The following is a 24,825-nucleotide window of genomic DNA, read 5'->3' on the forward strand; positions in this document are numbered from 1 at the left end:
CTTGGGGCTGGACTGGCGATTTTTTGTTACATCCGCTTTTGAAAATAAATGTCTGTTGTTTCTGAAAAAAATATGAAACTCAAAGGAGAGGGAGGAAGGGCCATGACTCACAAAATTGAAATTTCGGGTGTCAGCAAATGGTTTCGCCGAAACGGGGAAGAGATCCCGGCCATGCGGGAGACGAGTCTGGCGATTGAGGAGGGGCGTTTTGTCAGCATTATCGGTCCCAGCGGCTGCGGCAAGTCAACTTTGTTTAACATTATCGCCGGTTTGATGCCGCCCTCCACGGGCAAAGTGACGGCTGACGGAAAGGATATCGTCGGGACAACCGGTTATGTGGGCTATATGCTGCAAAAGGACATGCTTCTGCCTTGGCGCACCATCCTCGACAACATCATTCTGGGTATGGAGGTCCGGGGCGTACCCTACAAGGAAGCCGTGGAGAGGGCGCTGCCCCTGATGGATAAATACGGTCTGAAGGGCTTTGACAAGCATTATCCGAAGGAGCTTTCAGGAGGGATGAAACAGCGTGCCGCGCTGCTGCGGACGCTGCTCTACGACAGGGACATCATTTTGCTGGACGAGCCCTTCGGCGCATTGGATGCCCAGACTCGGCTGACCATGCAGAACTGGCTGCTGCAGATCTGGGAGGATTTTGGCAAGACGGTGCTGTTTGTCACCCACGACATTGACGAAGCGATTTATTTATCAGATGACATCTATGTATTCTCGTCCAGACCCGGGCGGATCAAGTCCAAAATTACCGTAACGATGGAGCGTCCCCGGAAAACGGAAGACATGACGTCTCCGGCCTTCATGGAGCTGAAGCATCATCTCATGGATTTACTGTCAGCTGGACAAGATGAAGAACAAATCTCTTAGGGAATAAAAAAATGAGGAGGGAACTGGAATGGAAACTGCACGCAAAGAGGCTTTTATCGTACATGCCGTGACGTCTGCGGAGCCCGCAGCGGGATCGTCCAAAAGGCCGGAGGTTGTGCCGTACATCTTGGATGAAGAGGCGCTGGAGCGCCGCAGAAGCCGGCGAATCGTTTGGGGGCGGGCCGCTGTGGCTGTTCTTGTTTTTCTGGTATGGGAGGTGTTCACCCGGATCGGCCTGCTGGATTCCTACTATTGGAGCAGCCCCAGCGCGATTCTTCGCACGACCTGGACCCAGATGACCGAAGGAACCCTTCTCCGGGACATTACGTATACATCCGGCTCGACGATTCTCGGTTTTGTGTTCGGAACCTTTCTCGGCGCACTGCTCGGACTGTCGTTCTGGTGGTCAAGATCGTATGCCGGCATCAGCGAGCCGTATCTGATCATTTTAAATGCGATGCCCAAGCTCGCACTGGCACCTGTACTCGTCATTCTGCTGGGAATCGGATTTTTTTCCAAGGTGGCGCTGGCTTTCTCTATGACGGTTGTCGTTTCGGCGCTTTCCGCATACAGCGGCGTGAAGAGTGTCGATCCGGATATGGAGAAACTGATGTATTCCCTGGGCGCCAAGCGGTATCAGGTTTTTACCAAGGTTGTCGTACCATGGTCCATGCCCTGGATCATCAGCAGCTTGCGGATTAATATTGCCCTTGCGCTGGCAGGTGCCATCGTGGGCGAGTTCATCGCTTCAAGCCAGGGCGTCGGCCGGATGATTATGTATGCAGGAACGATACTGGATATCAACCTCGTGTGGATAGGTGTCGTCGTCCTTTCGCTGCTGTCCATGGTGATGTACTGGGGCGTGGTGGTGCTGGAGAAGTGGTTATCCAAGGGATTGATCAAACAATAGACAGAATAACCGAACTCATTATTTCTATTAAAAGGGGGAATTCATATGAACCAAAAAATGAAGAAACGTTCACTGCTGTTCGCACTGCTCATGGTCACCGGTCTGCTTGGAGCTTGCGGCAATGAAAAAAACGATAATAGCACCGCGTCCGCTTCCGGTGACGGGAAACTGAAGAAAATCGTGATTGCCGAGCCGCTTCACTCCACGGGCTATCTGCCGCTGTACGTCGCGCAGCGGGAAGGCTTCTTTAAGAAAAGAGGGCTCGACGTTGAGGTCATCCAAGCGGCCGGAGGAGCGCACGTAACCGCCGTGGTCAGCGGGGATGCCTGGGGCGTGATCGGCGGGACGGAGTCCAATGCCTTGGCTAACAACAACAATTCCGATCCGATCATTTCGGTCGTGAATGTCGTCAACCGGGCGAACGTGTATTTAATGGCCAAGAAAGGCACCGCACCTGCGAGCAATTCCCCCGAAGACTTGAAGGCATTTTTACAAGGGAAAAAGATTAACGCCGGTCGCCACGGCGGTACGCCCAACCTTCTAACCCGCTATCTCCTGATACAGCTCGGACTCGATCCGGAGAAGGATGTGCAGCTGCTTGAACCGGCAGATGGCTCCACGGTGGTGACGATGGTCCAACAGGGCGCGGCTGACATTGCGAACGGAGCCGAGCCGCAGATTAGCGACGGGATATCAAAGAATGTATGGGAAGAGCCGTTTTACAAGTTTCATGATCTGGGGGATTTCTCGTACTCGGTTCTCAGCGTGAAGAAGTCAACCATCGAGAAGGACCCGGAAGCCGTTCAAAGTTTCACGGATGCCATGATCGAAGCGCTTGCAGTCGTGCAAACGGATAAGGAACTAGGCAAGAAGAATCTGATAGCCGAATTCCCGACGTTGTCCGATGATGCGATCCAAGCTGCCTTGGACCGGGCCTATGCCGACAATCTCTGGAGCTTGGACGGGATGATTTCGGAAGAGGCGTTGAAGCACGATATGGATGTCATGATCGAGACGGGGATATTTAAAGGGGACTATACCTATGATGCGCTGGTGGATATGCAGTTTGTAAACAATTCCAAGAAGTGATCGGAAGGTGCATGATGTACAAATACACGACCTGGAAGGGAGAGAGTCATGATGAAATCTTTAAATCAGCTGATGCTTGGCAGCAAAACGGCGGTTATGGTGGTCGATGTGCAAAATGATTATTGTCATCCCGAGGGGGCGCTGTCTCAAGCGGGCTGCGATGTTAGTGGGGTAGCGGAGATGATGCCGCAGCTCCATAAGCTGCTTCAGAGGGCCAGGGAGCTGAAGGTGCCCATCATTTTCATTCAGACGCTTCATGAGAAAGCGACGGATTCCGACGCTTGGACCACCAGGTCCTCGGGCCGATCGGCGAACGTATGCCGGAGAGGGAGCTGGGGCGCGGAATTTTACGAGGTATCGCCGAAGGAGGATGATATCATTGTCAATAAACACCGATACAGCGCTTTTGTAAATACTAGGCTGGATTCGGTATTAAAGACGCTGAAGATCGAGACCCTGATCATAACGGGAGTCAGCACCAATGTGTGCGTGGAATCGACGGCAAGGGACGGTTTTATGCTGGATTATCATATTGTGCTTGCAGCGGACGCTTGCGCATCGTATTCTCCAGCGGCGCATGACATGACGCTTGAGAATATTGAAGGCTATTTCGGGAAAGTTAGTGAAGTGGCGGAGCTTATCGATATTTGGATGGATCAAATGCCTGAGGAGCCGCTGCGATCGATATCGACCGCTCAGCCTGCCGTTGGCTAGTTTGTCAGAGCGTGGTTCAACTCATTGGGAAGCTCTCCGCATGCGGGAGCTTTTTCTATGAGCGGCACAGAAATTAATGAATAAAGCTGGTGAGTCCTGCATGAATAACAGATCAAGGATGATCGTCCAATATACCATTTGTTTAGGGGCATTTCTGTCCAATCTGTCGGCTGGCATGTTCAACATTGCGCTTGTTGATATCGCCAGAACGTTCGACTCCACCATCCCTACGGCCCAGTGGATCGTCACCGCTTATTTGCTTGTCATCTCCATATTGCTTCCTGTCATGGGAAAGCTGGGGGATATGCTGGGCCGGCGGAAAATACACAATATCGGCTATTTTGTGTTTATGGCAGGGGCGCTCTGCTGCGCCTTGTCACCTTCATTAAACGGACTGATATCTTCTCGAATTTTGCAAGGCGTAGGAGCGGCCTTGTATCAGGCCACCAATATGGCGCTGATCGTCTCCGTATTTCCTAAGGAGCAGCGCGGCAAAGCGCTTGGGCTCATCAGCACGTTTGTTGCCGCAGGCTCGATGGTCGGACCGAGCCTTGGGGGAATACTGATTCAGTGGTTTTCGTGGCGGAGCAATTTCTGGCTGCTGACGGCCATATCTTTGATTGCATGGTTGTTCGCCCAGCGCTTCATTCCGAAGGACGAACCTGAAAAAGTCGTAAGCCGATTGGATGTGCCGGGGGCTGCTTTTTTTGCGATATCGCTAACCGGACTGGTTACGGCCGTGAATTTGGGGGCTCAGTGGGGCTGGGGTTCATGGCAGGTTTCGGTGCTGTTCATCGTGTTCGGTGCGGGAGCTGTCGCATTCATCGGGTGGTGTCTTTCGTCGCGGTGGAAACGAGCAGGGGAAGGGAAACTCCCGTTTATGAAGCTGGACCTGTTTCGAGATGCAGGCGTTAGCGTGGGAATCATCATCACCATCATTACCTACATGGCGGCTTTCTCGGCTCAGCTTGTGCTGCCCGTGTTTTTGTTGAGCGAGCTTGGCGTTGAACCTGCTACGGCAGGGCTGATCATGATGGGATATCCGTTGTCGCTGATCATATTCTCGCCTCTGAGCGGGAGCCTGTCGGACAAGCTGGGGACATTCCCGTTATTGTCAGCCGGGCTGCTGCTCATGACAGCAGCGTTAACCGTGCTCGGTTTTGTATCGCCGGCATATCCGATCTTCTTTCTGATTGTGCTTATCGTCCTGCTCGGCGGTTCCATGGGCATCATTACGCCGCCGAACAATTCTCTGGTGATGGGCAGGACATCCAAAACGGACCTCGGCCTGATCAGCAGCATTTTGGCACTGTCGCGAAATCTGGGGATGATGTTTGGTACGGCGGCGGGAGGTGCCATGCTGGCGCTTCCAGCCCAAGGGGCAGGGGGGCTTACCGGATTTCGGATGATATTCGTACTGAATACGGCGCTGGTTGTCATCGTTTATGTAACGATGCTCATATCGTTTCGCTTTGGCAGGCATAAGGAGACGCTATCTTCTTAGAGGAAGGGAAAAGAGAAAAAGGGTATCCCGAGGTCTATTCCAGACCTGCAGGATACCCTTTTTTCATTTAGCTTACGCGCGGTCCAGAATCTTCTGAAGTGTCGTACGATCCAAACCTTTCACGAGCTTGATCAGAAGTTCTTTAGCAGCTTCGTAGTCGTCCGTGTGGATGATGGACGAAGATGTATGAATATAGCGGGAGCATATGCCGATGATGGTGGACGGAACGCCGATGCCGCTAAGATGCACTTGGCCTGCGTCCGTGCCGCCCGGCGAGACGAAGTATTGGTATTTGATTTTGTTGGTCTCCGCCGTATCTTGAACGTACTCTACCATGCCGCGGTGAGTCAGCATGGTCGGATCGAAGATGCGAAGCAGTGCGCCTTGACCCAATTGGCCGAACTGGCTCTTGTCACCCATCATGTCGTTCGCCGCGCTGGCATCCAGTCCGAAGAAAATATCCGGCTGAATCAGATTGGCTGAAGTACGTGCTCCGCGCAGTCCGAGCTCTTCTTGGACGGTTGCGCCGGCGTAAACGGTGTTAGGCAGCTTCTCGCCATGGAGCGCCTGTACAAGCTCGATCGCGAGGCCAACGCCATAACGGTTATCCCACGCTTTGGCCATGATTTTTTTCGGATTAGCGAGCGGCGTGAATTCACAGATCGGAACCACTTGCAATCCGGGACGAATGCCGAACGACTCTGCTTCCGCCTTGTTATCGGCGCCGATATCGATATACATGGTCTTGATGTCGACCGGCTTGCTGCGCTGCGCTTCATCCAGCAGGTGCGTCGGGATGGAGCCTACAACTCCGACGACAGGACCGTTGTCCGTGATGATTTGCAGGCGCTGAGCAAGCACGGCTTGGCTCCACCAACCGCCAAGCGGCTGGAAACGGACCATCCCCGCTTCGGTTATGCCGGTTACCATGAACCCGACTTCATCCATGTGACCGGCCACCATGACTTTTGGACCTTCATCGTTACCGCGAAGAACGGCGAACAGACTACCCAGCCGATCCTGCACGAACTCATCTGTATATGGCGAAAGGGCATTCTTCAACCAGGAACGAAGCTCCCTCTCAAAGCCCGGTGCAGCCGGGAATTCAGTCAAAGTACGAAATAATTCCAGTGTTGATTCATTCATTACGAAATCGCTCCTTTAGAAAAGGTATGTAAGAGTGTTTTCTTTTCTAGTATGCCCCTATACATCTGAAAAGTCTACAAAACCCGTGCCGCATAGGAGCACGTCATTTTAAAATAAATGAAACAAGCACCCTGCACCCGGGATAGGAATACGATATAGAAACGAAGTGGAATTTTTGTCGTCCGAGGGAAGGGGCAGAGTATGAAGCACCATGGGATAAACGTCTATCATGCCGAAGTCAGAGAACTTCTGCTCATTATGGTCCTGTTCATCCTCCTCGTCATTTTGCTGAAATACATTCTTATATAATGACCGGCTCCAGCAACGATGGCAGGCGAGTCTTACTTCAGCTTTCAGGGATTCCTGGAGGCTGATTTTCGTGCGGGGCGACTTTTATGTTAGGACAAGCTGTGGTTGCCAATTGAGAAGGATGATTTTCCAAACATAAAGGGAGTTCATTCAAAGCATAATGATATCGAGTGATATCCATAATGGCTCTTTAGCGTTTTTAAAGGATTCCATACTTAAATAAAAGCGGAGGTGTATTGAAATGTCAGGCTCTAACCAAAAGCCTAAGTCTGATATCACCACAATGAGCTCGGCAGAATATCAGGCGATTGCCAAAAAGCATGAACCTCCTCGCGCCGTACTTAAAAATTGTCTGCGCGCTTTTTTGATTGGAGGTCTCATCTGTGTGATCGGCCAATGCATTCAGCAGTTTTTTATGACCGTATTCGATATGAGCACCACCGAAGCGAGCAACCCGACAGTTGCCGTGCTGATTATACTCTCCGTCATTCTGACCTCCTTCGGCGTGTATGACAAAATCGCGCAATGGGCGGGAGCAGGCAGCGCCGTGCCGGTCACGGGGTTTGCGAATTCCATGTGCTCCGCTGCGCTCGAGCACCGCGCGGAGGGTTTGGTTCTTGGGGTCGGGGCCAGTATGTTTAAGCTGGCGGGATCTGTCATTGTATTTGGTACCGTGGCTGCGTTTATTATCGGTATCATTTACGCTATTTTTGGCATTGAGGGGAGGTAACGAGAGATGAAGGTGATCGGCCAAACCTGGCAGTTCGAGAACAAACCCGTCATTATCGGCACGGGGACGATTGTGGGACCTGAGGAAGGCGAAGGGCCACTCGCCGATGATTTCGACTATATCTACGACAATATTGAGATTAACGAAAAAACATGGGAAAAGGCGGAACGGAAACTGCTGGAGGATGCCTCGAGAAAAGCGGTTGAGAAGGCGGGCATCAAGGAAGACGAGCTGCAGTTTTTTGTAGGCGGGGACTTGATGAACCAGATCATCAGCAGTTCGTTTGCTGCAAGACAGTTGGGTGTGCCTTACATCGGCGTATTCGGTGCTTGCTCTACATCCATGGAGAGCCTCGCGGTGGCCTCCATGCTCGTGGATTCAGGAGGGGCCAAGTATGTCATGGCCGGTACGGCAAGCCACAACTGTACGGTTGAGAAGCAGTTTCGTTATCCGACGGAGTACGGATCGCAGAAGCCGCCGTATGCGCAATATACAATAACGGGAGCAGGCTGCTCCGTCATTTCGGACAAGGGAGACGGCCCTGCTGTCACGTATGCCACCATCGGCAAGGTGGTGGACCTGGGCATCAAGGATCCGTTCAATATGGGTGCGGCGATGGCTCCGGCGGCAGCCGATACGATAACAAAGCACTTCAAAGACACAGGCCGGCAAGCGAAGGATTATGATCTGATCGTGACCGGTGACCTGGCCTCCGTGGGGCTTCCAATCGCGAAGGATCTTTTGCAACAAAACGATGTCATCATGGACGGTACGGTGTTTGCAGACTGCGGGTTAATGATCTACGACCTGGAGACACAAAAATACGTCAATGCAGGGGGCAGCGGCTGTGGCTGCTCGGCTGTTGTTACTTATGGTCATATTTTAAAACGGATGCGAAAAGGCGAATTGAAAAAGGTGCTGGTCGTTGCTACCGGGGCTTTGCTGTCGCCTCTTTCTTACCAGCAGGGTGAGAGCATACCGTGCATCGCTCACGCTGTAGCCTTAGAGATGGGAGGATAACACAATGCAGTTTCTATGGGCATTTATTATTGGCGGTCTGATTTGCGTCATTGGGCAAATTATGATGGACGTTATTAAACTAACGCCGGCACATACGATGAGTACGTTAGTAGTCGCCGGAGCCATCGCCGACGGGTTCGGATTATATGAGCCGCTTGTCAAATTCGCGGGAGCGGGAGCCTCCGTGCCGATCACCAGCTTTGGTAATTCGCTTGTGCATGGCGCATTGACGGAACTGGGGAGGGACGGCTGGATCGGGGTCGTGACGGGGATATTCGAAGTCACCAGTGCAGGGATATCCTCAGCGATCATTTTCTCCTTCCTGGCCGCTCTGTTTGTTCGTCCGAAGGGATAACCATCATCAACAAGAAGAAAAAGACCCTGGCATGATGCCGGGTCTTTTTCTGTTTAGAGCGGCGATAAAAAGGTGAATACCCAAAATATCTCATCGAATGTACTCCGGGACCTCGATCATGTACAATAGTACTAAAATAAGTATTTATTCCCTTACAGGAGGTTAGTCATACATGCCCGTAAGCCAAGAATCCATGAAAATCATTACCTCGGTGCGAACCAATCTGGAGTCGTGCCTGTTAGGCAAAGAATTTGAGATCCAATTGCTCCTTACGGCGCTGCTCGCTGGCGGACATGTACTGATCGAGGATGTGCCTGGCACAGGAAAGACCCAACTGATCAAAGCATTAGCGAAATCCATGCAGGGAGACTATCGCCGCATTCAGTGTAACCCGGATATTCTCCCCAGCGATATAACGGGCGTGTCCGTGTTCCATCCTCGAGATGAAATGTTTTACTTCCGACCTGGTCCGGTCATGACCAACATATTGCTGGCGGATGAAATCAACCGGGCGACAACCAAGACGCAATCGGCCCTGCTTGAGGTCATGGAGGAGCGCAGCGTAACGGTGGATGGGGCTACTCACGAACTTCCGCATCCCTTCATGCTATGCGCGACCCAGAACCCGATCGATTTTGAAGGCACCTATATGCTCCCTGAAGCGCAGCTGGACCGGTTTATGCTGAAGCTGAGCCTGGGTTACCCTGATGCTGCTACGGAGAAGCAGCTGATGTACCGTTCACGCGACGGACAACTGGCGGATAAGATTCAGCCGGTGACGCATATGGATACCATTTCGGCTATTCAACGCGAGATTCGCGAGGTATTCATCGGTGACCCGGTCGCCGATTACTTGCTGAATATTACCCGGTCGACGCGCGAGCACCCTTCCGTTATGCTGGGCGCAAGTCCCCGTGCAACGCTGTCATTCATGAATGCCGTTAAAGCCTATGCCTTCTTGCAAGAGAGGGATTACGTTCTGCCAGATGATGTGAAGACGCTGGCACCATACGTGCTTTCGCACCGGATCATGCTGCGTCCGGAAGCCAGGCTCGACAATGCGAGTCCCGAATCGGTGCTTGAGTTTATACTGCGTCAGGTCAAAGTGCCTGTTCAGATGGGGAGATAGGCATGCGCCGCGCGGTATCGTTATTTTTGAATGGCATGCAGCCGTCTAGACTCGCAGCGGTATTGGCGGTATGGTGCCTATGTCTTTTGTACGTATTATTTCAGGGGGGCAAAACCTCGCTCATGCTATTCTCCATGGTCAGCCTTCTGACGATCTATTTGATCGGTGCTGGCTTTGGCGGAGTCAATCGTGTGAAAGCCCAGCGAAGGGTGCTGGGAGGAGCGGAGCATGGGGGTGAACAGCTTCATGCCGGTGAACAGGTCCGCGTGAAGCTGGAGGTCCATGTTCCTGGTTTGCTGCCGATGCCCTATATGATCGTTCGTGAAGTATTGCAAAGGCATAACGGCGACTCCTGGTCTTTTGAAGATAGCGTCATTCCGAACCTTCGCGGTGCGGGCAAGCTTGTATTTCAGACCCCTCCGCTTGAACGAGGGCGGTACGCTTTCTCAAAGACAGAATGCATTAGCGAGGATATATTCGGATTAATGGAGCACAAGGGACGCATTGAGGTTCAGACCGATTTCCGCGTTCTGCCGAGAACCATATATATTCCCAAATGGCAGCGAAACATACGGAATTCGAGATTGGGCGGTACACATACCACAATTTCGGCTTCCAGACGGGAAACCACACAGATCAACGGAGTCCGCGATTATGTGTACGGCGATCGGATCTCCCGGATACACTGGAATGCAACGGCGAAGACCGGCTCGTGGAAGTCGAAGGAATTTGAGCATGAATCCTTTCCCAGAACGATGATTGTGCTGGACTGTTCCGCGGACGGATATGCTCATGCCCAGCAGTTCGAGCTGGCCGTATCGGCAGCTGCATCGCTGATCGAATATGGTGCCAAGGAGCATGCGGGTACAGGCTTGTTCACGGCTACCCGAGAAGCTCAGATGTTCGCTCCCGCCGATCACGCTGGAGAGCGGATGCGCATGATTCAGCATTTGGTTGACGTGGATTATGACCGTAAAACCAAATTGATTGCTTCCCTGGAGAAATCCTATCGCCATTTTCCAAAAGGGGCCCTGTTCCTGCTGATCAGCCCGATGAGCGGCAAGGACGCTTCAGAGATCATGCGCTGGGTTGAAACCCGGGGAATGAACCCATGTTTCTTGCAAATAACCAATTCCAATGAAACGAAAAAACGCGATGATTCCATTTCGCTTCTGCAATCCCGGGGGATTTCCAGCTATTCGGTTTCTTCCCTTGACGAGCTGCCGGCTGCGCTGGGAGGTGGTGCATGATGAAGTTGTGGCTGGACAAACTATCTACTACCTTCTTCAGTACTTTAACGATGCTATGGATCTGGATCATCGGGATGCAGTGGGTATCCTTTACCGAGACGATATGGCTCTCGGAAACGACAGCCATCGTTATTGCAGCATTAACCATTACGGCGGTTACCGAAGCGCTGCTTCCGATCAAGCAAGGTTACCGGGTGCTTATCCAGTTTATTTTGATCTTGTATTGTGTATACAGTTTGCTGAAAACTCACGGTAATCCGGTTCCTGTCCTTGGCGCTGAAGGCGATCTGACCGAGGAACTCATGTATCTTTTTCCATATTTGTGGTTTGCTATCGCCGCTTGGGCCGCTTTTCTGTTCCTTGCTCGGTGGGCCAAAACCAAGGGGCGCGTGCTTTTTGTAGTCGGGATCAACGTCATCGGTTTTGCCGTGCTGGATTCCTTTACGAAAATCGTGCTGTGGGATGAAATCGCTTGGGTTGTCGGAGCGGGTATGGGCTGGCTCGTATCCAGCCATTTTAACCGGTTCCGCAGACGCTTTCCGCAGGGATGGGTCAATTTATCAAAGTATCCGTTCAAGATTGTTGCCAATATCCTGGTCATCTTCTCTTTGATCATTGTAGCCGGTGTGAATATGCCGCACGTGAAGCCCACGTTAACCGATCCTTACACGGCGTGGCGGGAGTGGAACGGGGTGCCGTTATCCGGCGGCAGTACAACCGGTACCGGAACCCTTATCGAGTCACCGTCTGAAAGCATGTCCGGATATGGACGGGAGGACAACGACCTTGGCGGCGGTTTTAACTTTGACTATTCACCGGTGATGTCGATTACCTCGGATGAACGCAGCTATTGGCGAGGGGAAACCAGAGCCGTATACTCGGGAACGGGTTGGGCGGACGGAGCCAGCAGCCGGCGTTCCGGCATGGGCGTGGACATCGGGGAGGAATTGCCGGGGGAAGCCAGCGGATCCGTACCTACCAAAACATTGGAGCAATCGGTAACGATGCTGAGTGATACGGTGTATCCGGTATTGTTCGGCGCCTACTCCGTTCGTCAGCTGGAGAGCCTGGATGAGGATATCGATTCGGATCGGCTTAGCTGGGTGACCGAAGGCGCGGAGATGCATCTGGACGACGCTCGTAATGCGGACTACCCGAAGAGTTATACCTTAACGTCGGAAGTGCCGGTGATTCCCATCGATGAGCTGAGCACCAGAACTTATGATGAACTATATTCCGGCTCGATTGACGATGCGTATATCCAGATGCCGAGAAACTTCCCTGACCGGGTGTCCGATCTGGCCGAAGAAATTGCCGCGGGCGGAGATACGCCGTATGAGAAGGTCATGCTCCTGCAACAATATTTAACGAGCAATTTCACCTATACCAATACGCCGGATCTTACACGCAAGAAGAGCGATGATTTTGTGGATGCGTTTCTGTTTGAAATCCAGGAAGGGTATTGCGATTATTTCTCGACCTCCCTGGTGATGATGACACGGTCGCTGGATATTCCTGCACGCTGGGTCAAAGGTTACGCGCCGGGAAGAATGACGGCATCGGAGTACGTTCCTCTCGAGGGTCAAACCTCGATTGAGCCCGGAAACTATACCGTTACGAATGCCGACGCTCATTCCTGGGTTGAAGTGTACTTCGGCGAATACGGCTGGGTACCGATTGAAGCAACACCGGGCTTTAGCATGCCGATTCTGACGGCTGACACAGACGCTGAGCCTGTCATTGAGGAAGAAGTTGAAGAAGAAGAGGCAGAGGACAAGGCTGCGCCAGCCGCTACCTCCGATCATCAGCAGCCCGGCTGGGTTAAAGTTGTTGTAACGGCCGCGGTGGTTGTTATCGTATTATGGATTCTGTACATCGTATGGCGAATGCGCATCAGCCTGCGTTTTGCCGGAGCGCGTATTCGGGCAGGCAAGCCGCTGACGGCCGCGGATAAAGTCATTGCCGAAACCGAACGATGGATACGTTCCGTACAGCGCAGAGGCTTGGTAAGGCAGGAACATGAAACCCTTCGTGAATCGGTAGGCCGCTGGGTAAGTGCACACCCTGAGCTGGGAGCGGAGCTGAGACCGCTGCTGCAGCAATTTGAAGCTGCCCGGTACAGCCCGGCTGAAGTGAAGGAAGAGCAATGGCGCTCCGTCCAACAGGATGCCCTGAAGCTGAAGAAGTCTATTAAGAAGGTTCGCATTGTATCCGAGAAACGGCTATCTACCTAATCCAAGAAGACAGACCGCGTGATGGTGGTTGTTCTTGCGTGTATCAGGATAACTCGGTATGAAACGTTCTGATATCGATGATTTCAAGACCGCCCGGTCCGCTTCCAAACAGCCGCCGGGTGGTCTTTTGCCGGTATAGGCAGCGACGCGGTATACGGGAAGAAAAAGGCTCGTGATTATTTTTACTAAGGAACCGGAATATGGTATAGTTTTTCGTATGAAATTGAGGTGACGAACTTGTTTGAAATGTTAATCCCAAAGCTCCGTGTGAATACGGTTTTTGATATTAACCTTGAGGAATTATATGAGCAGGGGTATCGCGGAATCATTACGGATTTGGACAATACCCTTGTAGGGGCCAAGGCGCCGCTTGCGACACCGGAACTGGTCGTTTGGTTCAAAAGGGTGAAGGAGATCGGTTTCCAGCTCATCATCGTCTCGAATAACCAGCTTGAACGCGTGTCTAAATTTGCGACGCCGCTGGATATCCAGTATGTGCATGAAGCCCGTAAACCAAGTAATACCCCGTTCCGCAAAGCGATGAAAATGATGGAGCTCACGCCGGAGAAAACGGTTGTGGTCGGCGACCAGATGCTGACCGACGTTTATGGCGGGAATCGGCTGGGCCTGTATACGGTGCTGGTTATGCCTATCGCCATCAACGATGAGGGATGGTTTACGCGCCTGGTCAATCGCCGGGTGGAGCGGATCGCATTGACCCGTTTGCGCAAGAAAGGATTATGGATGGAGGAGGAACCGAAATCATGACGTTGCCTACTGGCGGAGAAGACATCAAGAAGTGCAGCGGCTGCGGCATACCGCTTCAGAGTGAAGTACAGGACAAGCCGGGCTATTTGCCGGAGAAGGCCTGGGACCGCGACCCGGTTATTTGCCAGCGCTGTTTCCGGATCAAGAATTATAATGAAGCCTCCTCGGTTGCCGTAGACCAGGATGAATTTTTACGGCTGCTGGGACAGATTGGCGGCAAGAATGCGCTTGTCATTCATATCGTGGACCTCTTTGATTTTGAAGGGAGCCTGATTTCGGGGCTGCAGCGGTTTGTCGGCAACAATCCGGTTATTCTGGCCGTTAACAAGACCGATCTTCTGCCGAAGGTCACCAATTGGAACAAGGTACTCAATTGGGTACAGAAGCAGTGCAAGGAGCATGGACTGAGAACGGAAGACATCGTGCTCTGCAGCGCGAAGAAGAATCAAGGCTTTGAGCGGCTGCTGGAGACGGTTGCGCATTATCGAGGAGACCGGGACGTCTACGTGGTTGGCGCCACGAATGTGGGTAAATCCAGCTTGATCAATCGTCTGATCCGCGACTACAGCGATTTGGATCAGGAGCTGACCGTTTCCCGTTATCCTGGAACGACGCTGGATATGGTCAATATTCCGCTGGATGACGGCCGGTATATTATAGATACGCCGGGCATCGTATACCCATGGCGCTACAGCGAGCTTGTGAGCCGTGAGGATCTGGGGACGGTCATGCCGGAGAATCCGCTGAAGCCGATGGTATACCAGTTGAACGAAGGGCAGACTCTGTTCTTCGGAGGTTTTGGCCGCTTTGATTTTCTGCAAGGCGAGCACCAATCCTTTACTTGCTTTATCAGCGGCAGATTAGGGATTCATCGGACCAAGCTGGAGCGGGCGGATTCGTTATTTGCCGAACATGCCGGAGAGCTTCTTTCACCGCCGACCAAGGAACGGCTTGAAGAACTGCCGGAATGGACAAGACATGAAATCCGTATTCCTAAGGGAACCCGCCAAGACGTGTTTATCTCGGGGCTCGGCTGGATCAAGATCAATGGTGAACAGGGCGCGCTTGTGGCGGTTCATGTACCTAAAGGAATCAAAGTTCTGTCGCGTCCATCTTTGATATAAGAGATAAAATCGTTTTGGTAAAGCCCGCTTTATCATGGGAGAGATAGGGGAGAAATGAAAGTGAATCCAACGATCGAGCGTGATTATTTGCTCCTTGGCGTAATGGGGGACCCTATCGGTCACTCCAAATCACCGGCCATGCATGATGCGGCGATTACCGCCCTGGGATTGTCAGGGGCCTATGTGCCCCTTCATATACGTCCGGAGGGGCTTCGTGACGCTATCCAGGCTGTCAAAGCCCTGGGATTCCGCGGAGTGAATGTAACGATCCCGCACAAGGTGGAGGTTATGGAGTATCTGGATGTCGTCGATGAAGGGGCGCGGCGCATCGGTGCCGTGAATACCATCGTCAACGACAATGGCAAATTGACGGGTTATAATACGGATGGCATCGGATATGTTCGTTCATTAAAGGATGAAGCCTGTCCGAACCTTAAAGGGAAACGCATCGTTGTTTACGGCGCCGGCGGAGCGGCCAGGGGAATCATCTACGCCCTTACCGGGGAAGAGCCTGAGAAGATTTCCATTGTGAATCGGACATCCGACAAAGCGCTGGCATTGGCCGAGGAGTGGAGCTCGCTTGCTGACTTGAGGGGATACGGTGAGGATCATGCCACAGAGGCATTGTCAGATGCCGATGTCTTGATCAACACAACCTCGGTGGGCATGTTTCCCCGGGTTTCCGAACTTCCTGTTCCAGCGGAGTATATACCGGAAGGGATCGTTGTCAGCGATCTGATCTATAATCCGTTGAAGACCGAGCTGTTGCGGCAAAGCGAGCTGCGGCAATGCACGGTGCATGGCGGTCTCGGGATGTTCATCAACCAGGGGGCGTATGCATTTGAGTATTGGACAGGTCTGAGGGCGCCCGTACAGGCGATGAAGGATGCGGTTCTGACCAGCTTCCAATCCGAGGTTTAATCTTGTGTTTATTGATTAATGCTTACGCAGAAGCTACAATATAGCTTTCGACAAGCTGCAGGCCTTAAGAGGTTGTTCAAAAAGTCCGATTTTGATAAGAAAACCAATCGAGGCAAATTCAAGGCTGAGCGACCGCGATTCAGAAGTAGGTTTTCTTGCGATATAGAATTTCATCAACTCCGTTGATAACTTATAAATCCTATATCTAACACGAAGTGAATCAAGAAGCCACTCGGCATCGAATCTTGAATTCAGCCGGGCCTTCCGGTGCTCACGTACAAACAACGTACGCTCCGCTCCTGACGTCCCTAGCTTCATCCAACTGAAGCGTTTTGAAAAAACGCACATCGGAAGCATAAGCTTCGGTGCTGAAAATCGACCTTTTTGAACACGCACTTTAATAATTGAATATTTAAGGAGTAATGACCAAGCATGTTAACAGGAAAGCAAAAACGACATTTACGTTCGCTTGCGCATCATCTGGATCCGCTGTTCCAGGTAGGCAAGGGAGGAAGCAATGAGCATCTGATCCGGCATATTTCCGAGGCCATTGAGAAGCGGGAGCTCATGAAAATATCCGTGCTCAACAACTGTCTCGAAGATCCCCGCGAAATCGCCGAGGAGCTTGCTGAAGGTGCCGGGGCCGAGCTGGTACAGGTTATCGGCAAGACGATCGTGCTTTATAAAGAATCAAAAGACCACAAAACCATCGAGCTGCCGTAAGGGAGCCTTGATGGCATTAGCTTAATGAATATAGAATGACTCTCTTATTAGGGGAGGTGAACCCGGATGAAGATAGGGATAATGGGCGGAACCTTCGATCCCATTCATATCGGGCATATGCTCGCAGCCGAATCAGCCCGGGACGCTTACGGTCTGGAAGAGGTATGGTTTATGCCCAGCCACATTCCCCCGCACAAGGAAGATGCCGGCGTAACCGGCCTGATGAGGCTGGAGATGACCGCTGAGGCTGTAGCCGACCATCCATCTTTTCGTACATTGGATTGGGAAGTGAAACGCGGCGGCGTATCCTATACGGTAGACACGGTCAGAGAGCTGAGGGACACGTATCCCGAGCATGACTTCTCGTTCATTATCGGGGCGGATATGGTAGCGTATCTTCCCAAGTGGAATCGGATCGGGGAGCTGGCGGAAATGCTCACTTTTATTGGGCTTAACCGTCCCGGAACCAAGCTATCGGTGGATGATCTGCCTGATTTCCTGCAAAAGGTGGTAGTGACAGCGGAGATGCCGCTGATTGAAATATCGTCCACCATGATTCGGAGCAGAGCCGCATCGGGCTTGTCCATCCGTTATATGGTCCCGGACCGTGTATACGATTATATTGTTAGGAGCGGTATTTATGGAGTACAGCCGTGATGAACTCATTCAAGCGGTATCCTCACAGATGCCGGCCAAGCGCTGGGAGCATACAAAAGGCGTAATGGAAACCGCGGTCATCCTTGCCAATCGGTTCGGGGCCGACCCGGTCAAGGCAGAATTAGCCGCCATCCTGCATGACGTGGCCAAATATTGGCCCGTGCAAAAGCTTCAACAAATGATGGTGGAGCATGCGCTATCCGAAGAGCTGCTCCGTTACGACAAGCAGCTTTGGCATGCTGAGGTAGGCGCGTTCGTAGCAGAGCACGAATATGGCGTAACGGATACCGATGTGCTTAACGCCATCCGTTACCATACGTCGGGGCGCGTCGGCATGACACTGCTTGATAAGGTGGTCTGCCTTGCGGATTATATGGAACCGGGACGGGATTTCCCCGGCGTGAATAATATTCGCGAACTGGCCAACCATAGCCTTGAAGAGGCGCTTGCAGCCGGTTTTGATTCGACGATTGGACATCTGCTTTCGCGCAGACAAATCATTTTTCCGTTGACGGTACTAGCCCGCAACGATCTAATTAAGCAATTGGAGGCGAATTCATGACGTTGAAACCGAATGAATTGTTAAATGTGGCAGTGACTGCCGCTGAAGATAAAAAAGCGATGGATATCGTGGTCCTGGATCTTAGAGGAGTTTCCCTGATCGCAGACTATTTTGTCATTTGCCACGGTAACTCGGATACTCAGGTGCAGGCGATCGCAACTGAAATCCGTAAACAGGCTCATGATGCGGGAGTAGCTTTGCGCGGACTGGAGGGAATGGATGCAGCCCGCTGGGTGCTGATGGACCTCGGAGACGTGATCGTTCATATCTTCCATCGCGATGAGCGGGAATATTACAACATCGAGCGATTGTGGTCCGATGCTAAAGTGGTGGAGAACGTATGAGTCTGATTGCCGGCACATTAACGAAACTCGTCGTTTCCAGAGAAGTGTCCCCTTACGGTTATTTCCTGGATGGCGGAGATCGGGATGTGCTTCTTCACTATTCGGAGCTCACGGGTAAAATCGAACCGGGGGATACGGTCGAGGTCTTTATATTCTTCGATACGGAAGACCGCCTGGCCGCAACGATGAAGAAACCTTACCTTACGTTAGGTGAAACCGCTAAGCTTGAGGTGGCGGATGTTCACCCGCGCTTGGGATGTTTCCTCGAGATGGGGCTTGGCAGGCAGCTTCTGCTTCCGATCCGAGAATTGCCGGAGATGCGGGAGCTTCATCCTCAAGTGGGAGATCATGTATTTGTCATCATGGAGCATGATAAGCAAGGACGGCTCCGCGCGAAACTCGCCGGAGAACAAGAGCTTGCTCCGCTTGCGTTTCATGCGCCTGAATCGTGGAAGGGCCAGTGGTTCACTGCCCTGGTGTACAAACCGCTCCAGATGGGCACGTTTGTTATTATCGATGGCGGTGTGATCGGTTTCGGCGCCATTGGCATGATCCACTCCTCCGAACGGACGCGTATGCTGCGGCTTGGCGAAGAGGTGAAGGTTCGGGTAAGCCATATCCGGGAAGATGGCAGGGCTAACCTGTCGATGGTACCGCAAAAAGAGATTGGCCGGACGGATGATGCAGACCGACTGCTCGCTTTTCTGAAGGAGCGACCGGGCCATGCGATGCCGTATTCGGATGAAACGCCCCCCGACATCATCAAGCAGCGGTTCGGCATTAGCAAATCCGCCTTTAAACGCGCGCTTGGCAAGCTGATGAAGGACGGTTTGGTTACCCAAAAGGACAGCTGGACGTATATGGTCAATAAAGAGGAGAACTCCGGTTCAAACGAATAACCCGGCAAGGTAGGGGAAGCTTCTAAGGAAAGTGGTGTCATCATGTTGTCTTACCGCAAGTTTGCTTACGTATATGATCAACTCATGGAAGACATGCCGTACCCGGACTGGATTCGCTTTGCGAGAACGGCCTGGGATAAGCACGGAATGCCAAAAAGCGTCGTTGAGCTCGGATGCGGGACAGGCAGCATCACCATTCCGCTCGTAAACTCCGGTTTCGAGGTAACGGGAATCGATCTGTCGGCAGATATGCTCTCGGTTGCCAGACGCAAGCTGGAGGGTACACCCCAGGGGCATCGATTGTTCCGGGAAGGCAGCGTCCGCTGGGTCCAACAGGACATGCGTTCGTGGGAGCTGCCCGAGCAGGTGGATTCCGTCATTTCATTTTGTGATTGTGTGAACTACCTGCTGGAGGAAAAGGACATCCGTTCCGCTTTTACAAGGACCTACAACGGCCTCAAGGAAGGCGGCACGTTCCTGTTTGATGTGCATCACCCGAACACGCTCTTACGATATGACGCAGATCAGCCATTTGTGCTGGACGAAAGGGAAGTGTCCTACATTTGGACATGCGACATGGATGAACGCCGGATGGAGATCGAGCATCATCTTTCCATCTTTGCACGGGATGACCAGGATCCCACGGTCTACCGCCGCTTTGAGGAAACGCATGTGCAGCGGGGATATGACCCCGATTGGATGAAGGTCGAGCTGGTTAAGGCCGGATTCCGGGATGTGAAATGTTATGCCGATTTTGAGTGGGTGGAAGCGGGTCAGGATGCATCCCGGCTGTTCTACGTTGCCGTAAAATAAACGAATATCCTTTTACGAGAAGCACTTTCTTTTGTCGGTAGCGACGAGAGAAAGTGCTTTTTTATTGTCGAGCATGATTCATTATATTCAAAGACACTTCTTTTCTGATTTATTTGACTGTAGTTAAGGTTCGTTAGAAGGGATATGGGTTTGCTTCGGGGACTGTGCTACGATGAGGAATAGATAAGATGAACAGAAATGAGAGCGTTATCTTAAGGAATGATTCCAGGCATCCGGTACGCTCTGTATGACCGTATTTGAGTTCAACGATGGTCAAATGATGCATAAACTAATCTATTGGGACGAGAAAGGATGAATGAGCATGAAACTGTCCGTATTCACAGTCGCAACTCCTGACTTACAGCCTGAGGAATTGGCAAAAGCCGCGGCGGATGCCGGTATTGAAGGAATCGAATGGCGCTTTAAGGAGATTCCGGAAGAAGCTGCAGGGGAGAAGCCCTCGTTCTGGCGGCATAACCGCTGCTCCATGGATCCGAACGGCTCGCAGGAGGATTGGCTCGAGTTTCAGCAAGCGGCCGACAAGCATGGCAGGCGCAGTCTTGCGGTCGTTCCTTATTTGACATGCGGCGACGTGGAAGCGACGGAGAAGGTCATGCAAGCAGCCAAACTGATCGGAGCTTCATTTATTCGCGCGGGTATCCCGGGATATGACCGGAAGCGCAATTATAATGAGCTGTACGACCAGGCGGTTCGTTATCTCCATGAGGTGCAGGATCTCGCTGCGGCTTACGGGGTCAAAGCCGTGGTGGAAACGCACCATCTTACGATCGCCCCGAGCGCCGGACTGACGCACCGGCTTGTATCCCACTTTAATCCGCAGCATATCGGCGTGCTGTATGATCCGGGCAACATGGTCCATGAAGGTTACGAGAACTACCGGATGGGCTTGGAGCTTCTGGGTCCGTACCTGGCTCATGTCCATGTGAAAAACGGGGGTTATCGCAAAACGGCTGCCGAGGATGGTACCTCTGCGGCGTGGTCCGGGGAATGGGTTCCACTTGACCAGGGGGCCGTGCCATGGAAGCAGGTCATACAGGATCTGCAATCGGTTGGTTACGAAGGTTACTACGGAATCGAAGATTTTAGCGGAACGTTTGAGTCTAGGGAAATGCTTCTTCGTTTTGCCGAGCAGATGAAGCTGTGGTCAGAGCAGAAACAAAACGCGTAGGTCACTTTTGAAGGAGGCTATAGACATGGAACAGGTAAGAGTAGGGGTAATTGGACTGGGGATGGGGTTTTCGCATGCCAGGTCGCTGGCGTCCGGGCGGATCAAGGGAGCGCGGCTTAGCGCTATATGCGATCTGAATCCGGCCAAACAGGAAGAAGCAAGGGCAACGCTGCCCTCGGACGTGAAAATATGGAGTGATACGAAGGCTATGATCTCCTCGGGGGAGATCGATGCCGTGATCATTGCGACGCCTCATTATGCCCATCCTCAAGTGGCGATTGAGTGCCTGAATCATGGACTCCATGTCCTGATCGAGAAGCCGGCAGGCGTTTACACGAAGCAAGTGCGAGAAATGAACCGCGCGGCAGAAGCCAGCGGCAAGGTGTTCTCGATAATGTACAACCAGCGCTGTAATCCGCTCTACAAGAAGCTGAAAGAGCTCATAGAAGAAGGTGAACTCGGGGAGATCCGGCGGATGAACTGGATCATAACGAATTGGTACAGGTCCCAGAGCTATTATGATTCAGGCGGATGGCGGGCTACCTGGGCGGGAGAAGGCGGTGGGGTCCTGATTAACCAGTCCCCGCATCAGCTGGACCTCTGGCAGTGGACGACCGGCATGATGCCAAAGAGAATTCGTGCTTTTTGCGCTTTCGGCAAGTACCGGAACATCGAAGTTGAAGACGATGTGACGGCTTATGCGGAATACGAGAATGGGGCTACGGCCGTCTTCATTACGACAACGGGTGAAGCGCCCGGAACCAACCGATATGAAGTGACGGGGGACCGCGGAAAAATCGTCATCGAGGACGGCAAGCTTACCTTCTGGCGCCTCCGAGTCCCGGAGCCGGAATTCAATCGGCAGTATACCGGGGGATTCGGCGAACCGGAATGCTGGAAATGCGAGGTGCCGATCTCGGAGGATAATCCGCAGCATAGCGGCATTATCCAGAACTTTGCGGATGCTATTTTGCATGGAACGCCATTGATTGCCCCCGGTGAAGAGGGAATCCACGGATTGACGCTGTCGAATGCCATGCATCTGTCCACCTGGACCGATAATTGGGTTGATCTCCCTCTTAACGAGGACCTGTATCACGAAATGCTGCAGGAACGGATCACACAATCTTCCGCTCAGAAAACGGTCAAGGAGATCGGGCCGGTGGATATGAGCAAGACGTTTGGAACCTACTAAATCACAATCAGGAGGCACGTGGTATGGACCGCAGTAATGGAATGCTGTATGCGCCGGTGGGCAAGGCCCAGCCGGTATGCAAGCCCGGAGAGTTTGTTTTTGCCGCTATGTCGCTGGAGCATGGACATATATACGGTATGTGTAACGGATTGATCGAGGCAGGGGCGACGCTAAAGTGGGTGTATGACCCAGATCCCGCGAAGGTTGCGGCTTTTTGCAAGGCTTATCCAAGTGTAACCGTTGCCTCGTCCGAGTCACAGGTGCTTCAGGATGCGGAAGTGCGTCTGGTAGCGGCTGCCGCCATTCCTTCGGAACGATGCGAGCTTGGCCTGAAGGTCATGTCGCATGGCAAGGATTACTTTACGGATAAGACGCCTTTCACGACGCTGGAGCAGGTGAACGCTGCTCGCGCGAAAGCCGAGGAGACAGGCAAGAAGTACATGGTCTATTACAGTGAACGGCTGCATGTGGAGAGTGCCGTCCATGCCGGGAAGCTGATCCAGGACGGGGCGATCGGGCGAGTGGTGCAAGTGATGGGAACAGGGCCGCACCGTTTAAACGCATCCTCCCGTCCGGACTGGTTTTTCCGTCATCAACAGTACGGGGGGATTCTGTGTGACATCGGCTCCCACCAGATTGAACAATTTTTGTTTTTTGCGGGCTGCCGTGATGCCAAGGTGCTCAGCAGCAAGGTAGGGAATTACGCGAATCCGGATTACCCGGAGCTGGAGGATTTCGGAGATGCAACGCTTGTGGGAGACAACGGGGCCACGAATTATTTCCGAGTCGACTGGCTGACACCCGGGGGCCTTGGCACCTGGGGCGACGGAAGAACCTTTATTCTGGGGACGGAAGGATACATCGAGCTTCGCAAATACATCGATATCGCCAGGCATCCGCAGGGTGATCATCTGTACCTGGTTAATGGCGAGGGAGAATTTCATATGGAGCTTCAAGGCAAGGTGGGCTATCCATTCTTCGGGGAGCTTATCCTGGATTGTCTGGAACGCACGGAGCATGCCATGTCCCAGGAGCATGCCTTCAAAGCCGGAGAATTGTGCGTCATCGCCCAAAATGAGGCCGTGCGCATTCCATAAAATCATTTATAATAGAGAAAACCCCGTTACGTTGTGGGTTATATAACTCCAAAATCGCTAAAGGGGCGATTCTCTAGATGACCTCATCTGTCGATATGATGCCAGGCTTTGACCGCATGCAGCTGCAAGCGCCGTTTGATCTGACCTATTACAATGAACAGCCGCTGTCGGGAGGGCAGTTTCACTCGCATGCTTTTTATGAAATTTATTATTTCCATGAAGGACGCTGCACTTATTTGATCGGCGATTCCGTTTTCACCCTGAAACCGGGGGATCTGCTCCTGATGAACGGGCTTACGCTCCATTGTCCGAATGTTGAGCCCGATTCCAGATACGTCAGAAGCATTCTGCATTTCGATCCGGCCTGGATCTGCAAAGGGCTTTCGGAGACGGCCAAATCGATATTGCTGGATCCCTTCGAATCGCTGCGAAATCATCGCATGACACTGACAGGGGCCAATCGGGACGAATTCGAAGGCATGTTGGCCGATATACATCGCCTCTCGGCATCCACGGCCGGTTTTCGCCAGGAACGGATGACCTTGCGTATTCAGGAGATGATGTACGTCATCGCGGACTGGTGTCAGGACGCTGTGCAGGATCAGGACTCCATCTCCGAGAAAGAGCGGCATGTCCAGCATGTCGTATCGTTCGTCGAGGAACATTATATGCAGGATCTGACGCTGGAGCAAATTGCCCGCGATATGCATATTACGAAACACTATTTATCCTCCTTATTTAAGGAGGTTACCGGAACGACGGTGTTTAAATATTTGTATCACCGGCGGATTAACCAAGCTAAAATTTTGCTCAGGCTCCATCCGCATCTCAGCATCACGGAGATCAGCCAGGCGGCAGGTTTCAAGCATTTGGCTCATTTCAGCCGGATGTTCAAAGCCATGGTCGGGACGACGCCGGAATATTATCGCAGAAGCGGGGAAGAGCTTTCGTTGACTTGATCGGACTTTTTGGGTATAATAGCCACATTAAAACGGTAATATGAACGCGATGATGAGGATCAATCGTTCCACTTTCGATCATGCAGAGAGCCGGTGTCTGGTGAAAACCGGTTGACGATAGGAATGAACTCGCCTCGGAGCAATGGTGTTAACCCGGCCGCTGTATTTCGGCAGATTCGGCCGCTGAAGCATCGTCGTCTCATCCGCGATAAGGATGCAAAGGGAGTGAAAGGCAAAGCATGCCTTTGGCTAACTAGGGTGGTACCACGGGAATCAAACCTCTCGTCCCTAGCGATCAGCGC

The 24,825-nt window shown here is 52.4% G+C and carries 25 protein-coding genes and 1 other annotated feature; of the genes, 24 read left to right on the top strand and 1 reads right to left on the bottom strand.

What is annotated here, in order from left to right:
* Nucleotides 1-102: 102 nt before the first annotated feature.
* The 5 genes from MKY82_RS09160 to MKY82_RS09180 all read left to right on the top strand — a co-directional run bounded on the left by MKY82_RS09160 (nucleotide 103) and on the right by MKY82_RS09180 (nucleotide 5,099).
* On the top strand, nucleotides 103-882 hold the full coding sequence (locus MKY82_RS09160) for an ABC transporter ATP-binding protein (protein ID WP_194541596.1): 780 nt from the start codon (nucleotides 103-105) through the stop codon (nucleotides 880-882).
* Between the two features lie 28 nt (nucleotides 883-910).
* Nucleotides 911-1,792: an ABC transporter permease gene (locus MKY82_RS09165; protein ID WP_339295985.1), complete on the top strand. Its 882-nt coding sequence runs from the start codon at nucleotides 911-913 to the stop codon at nucleotides 1,790-1,792.
* Nucleotides 1,793-1,837: 45 nt separating this feature from the next.
* Entirely contained in the window at nucleotides 1,838-2,881 is a 1,044-nt protein-coding gene (locus MKY82_RS09170) for an ABC transporter substrate-binding protein (RefSeq protein ID WP_339295986.1), read from the top strand.
* A 51-nt stretch (nucleotides 2,882-2,932) separates the two neighbouring features.
* Nucleotides 2,933-3,595, top strand: a complete 663-nt coding sequence (locus MKY82_RS09175) for a cysteine hydrolase (RefSeq protein WP_339296654.1) — start codon at nucleotides 2,933-2,935, stop codon at nucleotides 3,593-3,595.
* Between the two features lie 100 nt (nucleotides 3,596-3,695).
* Complete coding sequence (locus MKY82_RS09180; RefSeq protein WP_339295987.1) at nucleotides 3,696-5,099, top strand: MFS transporter; 1,404 nt, start codon at nucleotides 3,696-3,698, stop codon at nucleotides 5,097-5,099.
* Nucleotides 5,100-5,171: 72 nt separating this feature from the next.
* Here MKY82_RS09180 and MKY82_RS09185 read toward each other — a convergent pair whose 3' ends face one another.
* The gene (locus MKY82_RS09185) at nucleotides 5,172-6,245 is read right to left on the bottom strand and encodes a M42 family metallopeptidase (RefSeq protein ID WP_339295988.1); all 1,074 of its coding nucleotides are present in this window, start codon (nucleotides 6,243-6,245) and stop codon (nucleotides 5,172-5,174) included.
* A 550-nt stretch (nucleotides 6,246-6,795) separates the two neighbouring features.
* Here MKY82_RS09185 and spoVAC point away from each other — a divergent pair.
* The 19 genes from spoVAC to MKY82_RS09280 all read left to right on the top strand — a co-directional run bounded on the left by spoVAC (nucleotide 6,796) and on the right by MKY82_RS09280 (nucleotide 24,523).
* Entirely contained in the window at nucleotides 6,796-7,284 is a 489-nt protein-coding gene (spoVAC, locus tag MKY82_RS09190; protein ID WP_071222874.1) for a stage V sporulation protein AC, read from the top strand.
* Between the two features lie 6 nt (nucleotides 7,285-7,290).
* Nucleotides 7,291-8,304, top strand: coding sequence for a stage V sporulation protein AD (gene spoVAD, locus MKY82_RS09195; RefSeq protein WP_071222875.1), 1,014 nt, complete (start codon nucleotides 7,291-7,293; stop codon nucleotides 8,302-8,304).
* A 4-nt stretch (nucleotides 8,305-8,308) separates the two neighbouring features.
* A complete protein-coding gene (spoVAE, locus tag MKY82_RS09200; protein ID WP_015734153.1) occupies nucleotides 8,309-8,659 on the top strand; it encodes a stage V sporulation protein AE in 351 nt (116 codons plus the stop codon).
* Between the two features lie 172 nt (nucleotides 8,660-8,831).
* A complete protein-coding gene (locus MKY82_RS09205; RefSeq protein WP_216533775.1) occupies nucleotides 8,832-9,788 on the top strand; it encodes a MoxR family ATPase in 957 nt (318 codons plus the stop codon).
* Between the two features lie 2 nt (nucleotides 9,789-9,790).
* Nucleotides 9,791-11,038 (top strand): DUF58 domain-containing protein, encoded by a 1,248-nt coding sequence (locus MKY82_RS09210; RefSeq protein ID WP_194541602.1) that lies wholly within the window; start codon nucleotides 9,791-9,793, stop codon nucleotides 11,036-11,038.
* Nucleotides 11,035-13,272 (top strand): transglutaminase domain-containing protein, encoded by a 2,238-nt coding sequence (locus MKY82_RS09215; RefSeq protein ID WP_339295989.1) that lies wholly within the window; start codon nucleotides 11,035-11,037, stop codon nucleotides 13,270-13,272. The genes MKY82_RS09210 and MKY82_RS09215 overlap by 4 nt, the downstream gene beginning before the upstream one ends.
* A gap of 237 nt (nucleotides 13,273-13,509) precedes the next feature.
* On the top strand, nucleotides 13,510-14,040 hold the full coding sequence (locus tag MKY82_RS09220) for a YqeG family HAD IIIA-type phosphatase (RefSeq protein ID WP_009592142.1): 531 nt from the start codon (nucleotides 13,510-13,512) through the stop codon (nucleotides 14,038-14,040).
* Nucleotides 14,037-15,164 (top strand): ribosome biogenesis GTPase YqeH, encoded by a 1,128-nt coding sequence (gene yqeH / locus MKY82_RS09225; RefSeq protein ID WP_194541604.1) that lies wholly within the window; start codon nucleotides 14,037-14,039, stop codon nucleotides 15,162-15,164. Before MKY82_RS09220 ends, yqeH begins: the two co-directional genes overlap by 4 nt.
* A 54-nt stretch (nucleotides 15,165-15,218) precedes the next feature.
* A complete protein-coding gene (locus tag MKY82_RS09230; protein WP_194541605.1) occupies nucleotides 15,219-16,085 on the top strand; it encodes a shikimate dehydrogenase in 867 nt (288 codons plus the stop codon).
* Nucleotides 16,086-16,517: 432 nt separating this feature from the next.
* Nucleotides 16,518-16,808 (top strand): ribosome assembly RNA-binding protein YhbY, encoded by a 291-nt coding sequence (gene yhbY, locus MKY82_RS09235; RefSeq protein WP_071222881.1) that lies wholly within the window; start codon nucleotides 16,518-16,520, stop codon nucleotides 16,806-16,808.
* Nucleotides 16,809-16,874: 66 nt separating this feature from the next.
* Nucleotides 16,875-17,465 carry a nicotinate-nucleotide adenylyltransferase gene (locus tag MKY82_RS09240; protein WP_071222882.1) on the top strand — a complete coding sequence of 197 codons (591 nt, stop codon included), beginning with the start codon at nucleotides 16,875-16,877 and terminating at the stop codon, nucleotides 17,463-17,465.
* Complete coding sequence (gene yqeK, locus MKY82_RS09245; RefSeq protein ID WP_194541607.1) at nucleotides 17,449-18,027, top strand: bis(5'-nucleosyl)-tetraphosphatase (symmetrical) YqeK; 579 nt, start codon at nucleotides 17,449-17,451, stop codon at nucleotides 18,025-18,027. The genes MKY82_RS09240 and yqeK overlap by 17 nt, the downstream gene beginning before the upstream one ends.
* Nucleotides 18,024-18,371 (top strand): ribosome silencing factor, encoded by a 348-nt coding sequence (gene rsfS / locus MKY82_RS09250; RefSeq protein WP_339295990.1) that lies wholly within the window; start codon nucleotides 18,024-18,026, stop codon nucleotides 18,369-18,371. The genes yqeK and rsfS overlap by 4 nt, the downstream gene beginning before the upstream one ends.
* Nucleotides 18,368-19,270 carry a S1-like domain-containing RNA-binding protein gene (locus MKY82_RS09255; RefSeq protein WP_194541608.1) on the top strand — a complete coding sequence of 301 codons (903 nt, stop codon included), beginning with the start codon at nucleotides 18,368-18,370 and terminating at the stop codon, nucleotides 19,268-19,270. Before rsfS ends, MKY82_RS09255 begins: the two co-directional genes overlap by 4 nt.
* A 42-nt stretch (nucleotides 19,271-19,312) precedes the next feature.
* Entirely contained in the window at nucleotides 19,313-20,083 is a 771-nt protein-coding gene (locus MKY82_RS09260) for a class I SAM-dependent methyltransferase (protein WP_339295991.1), read from the top strand.
* Nucleotides 20,084-20,405: 322 nt separating this feature from the next.
* Nucleotides 20,406-21,272, top strand: coding sequence for a sugar phosphate isomerase/epimerase family protein (locus tag MKY82_RS09265; protein ID WP_339295992.1), 867 nt, complete (start codon nucleotides 20,406-20,408; stop codon nucleotides 21,270-21,272).
* Between the two features lie 25 nt (nucleotides 21,273-21,297).
* Nucleotides 21,298-22,467 carry a Gfo/Idh/MocA family oxidoreductase gene (locus MKY82_RS09270; protein ID WP_339295993.1) on the top strand — a complete coding sequence of 390 codons (1,170 nt, stop codon included), beginning with the start codon at nucleotides 21,298-21,300 and terminating at the stop codon, nucleotides 22,465-22,467.
* Between the two features lie 23 nt (nucleotides 22,468-22,490).
* Nucleotides 22,491-23,564, top strand: a complete 1,074-nt coding sequence (locus tag MKY82_RS09275) for a Gfo/Idh/MocA family oxidoreductase (RefSeq protein ID WP_339295994.1) — start codon at nucleotides 22,491-22,493, stop codon at nucleotides 23,562-23,564.
* Between the two features lie 77 nt (nucleotides 23,565-23,641).
* Nucleotides 23,642-24,523, top strand: coding sequence for an AraC family transcriptional regulator (locus MKY82_RS09280; protein ID WP_216533798.1), 882 nt, complete (start codon nucleotides 23,642-23,644; stop codon nucleotides 24,521-24,523).
* 40 nt (nucleotides 24,524-24,563) lie between these two features.
* Nucleotides 24,564-24,816 (top strand) — a binding site (T-box leader).
* Nucleotides 24,817-24,825: the final 9 nt, after the last annotated feature.

Origin of the sequence: Paenibacillus sp. FSL W7-1279 (assembly GCF_037969845.1) — a bacterium.
In the GTDB taxonomy this organism is placed as follows: domain Bacteria; phylum Bacillota; class Bacilli; order Paenibacillales; family Paenibacillaceae; genus Paenibacillus_AQ.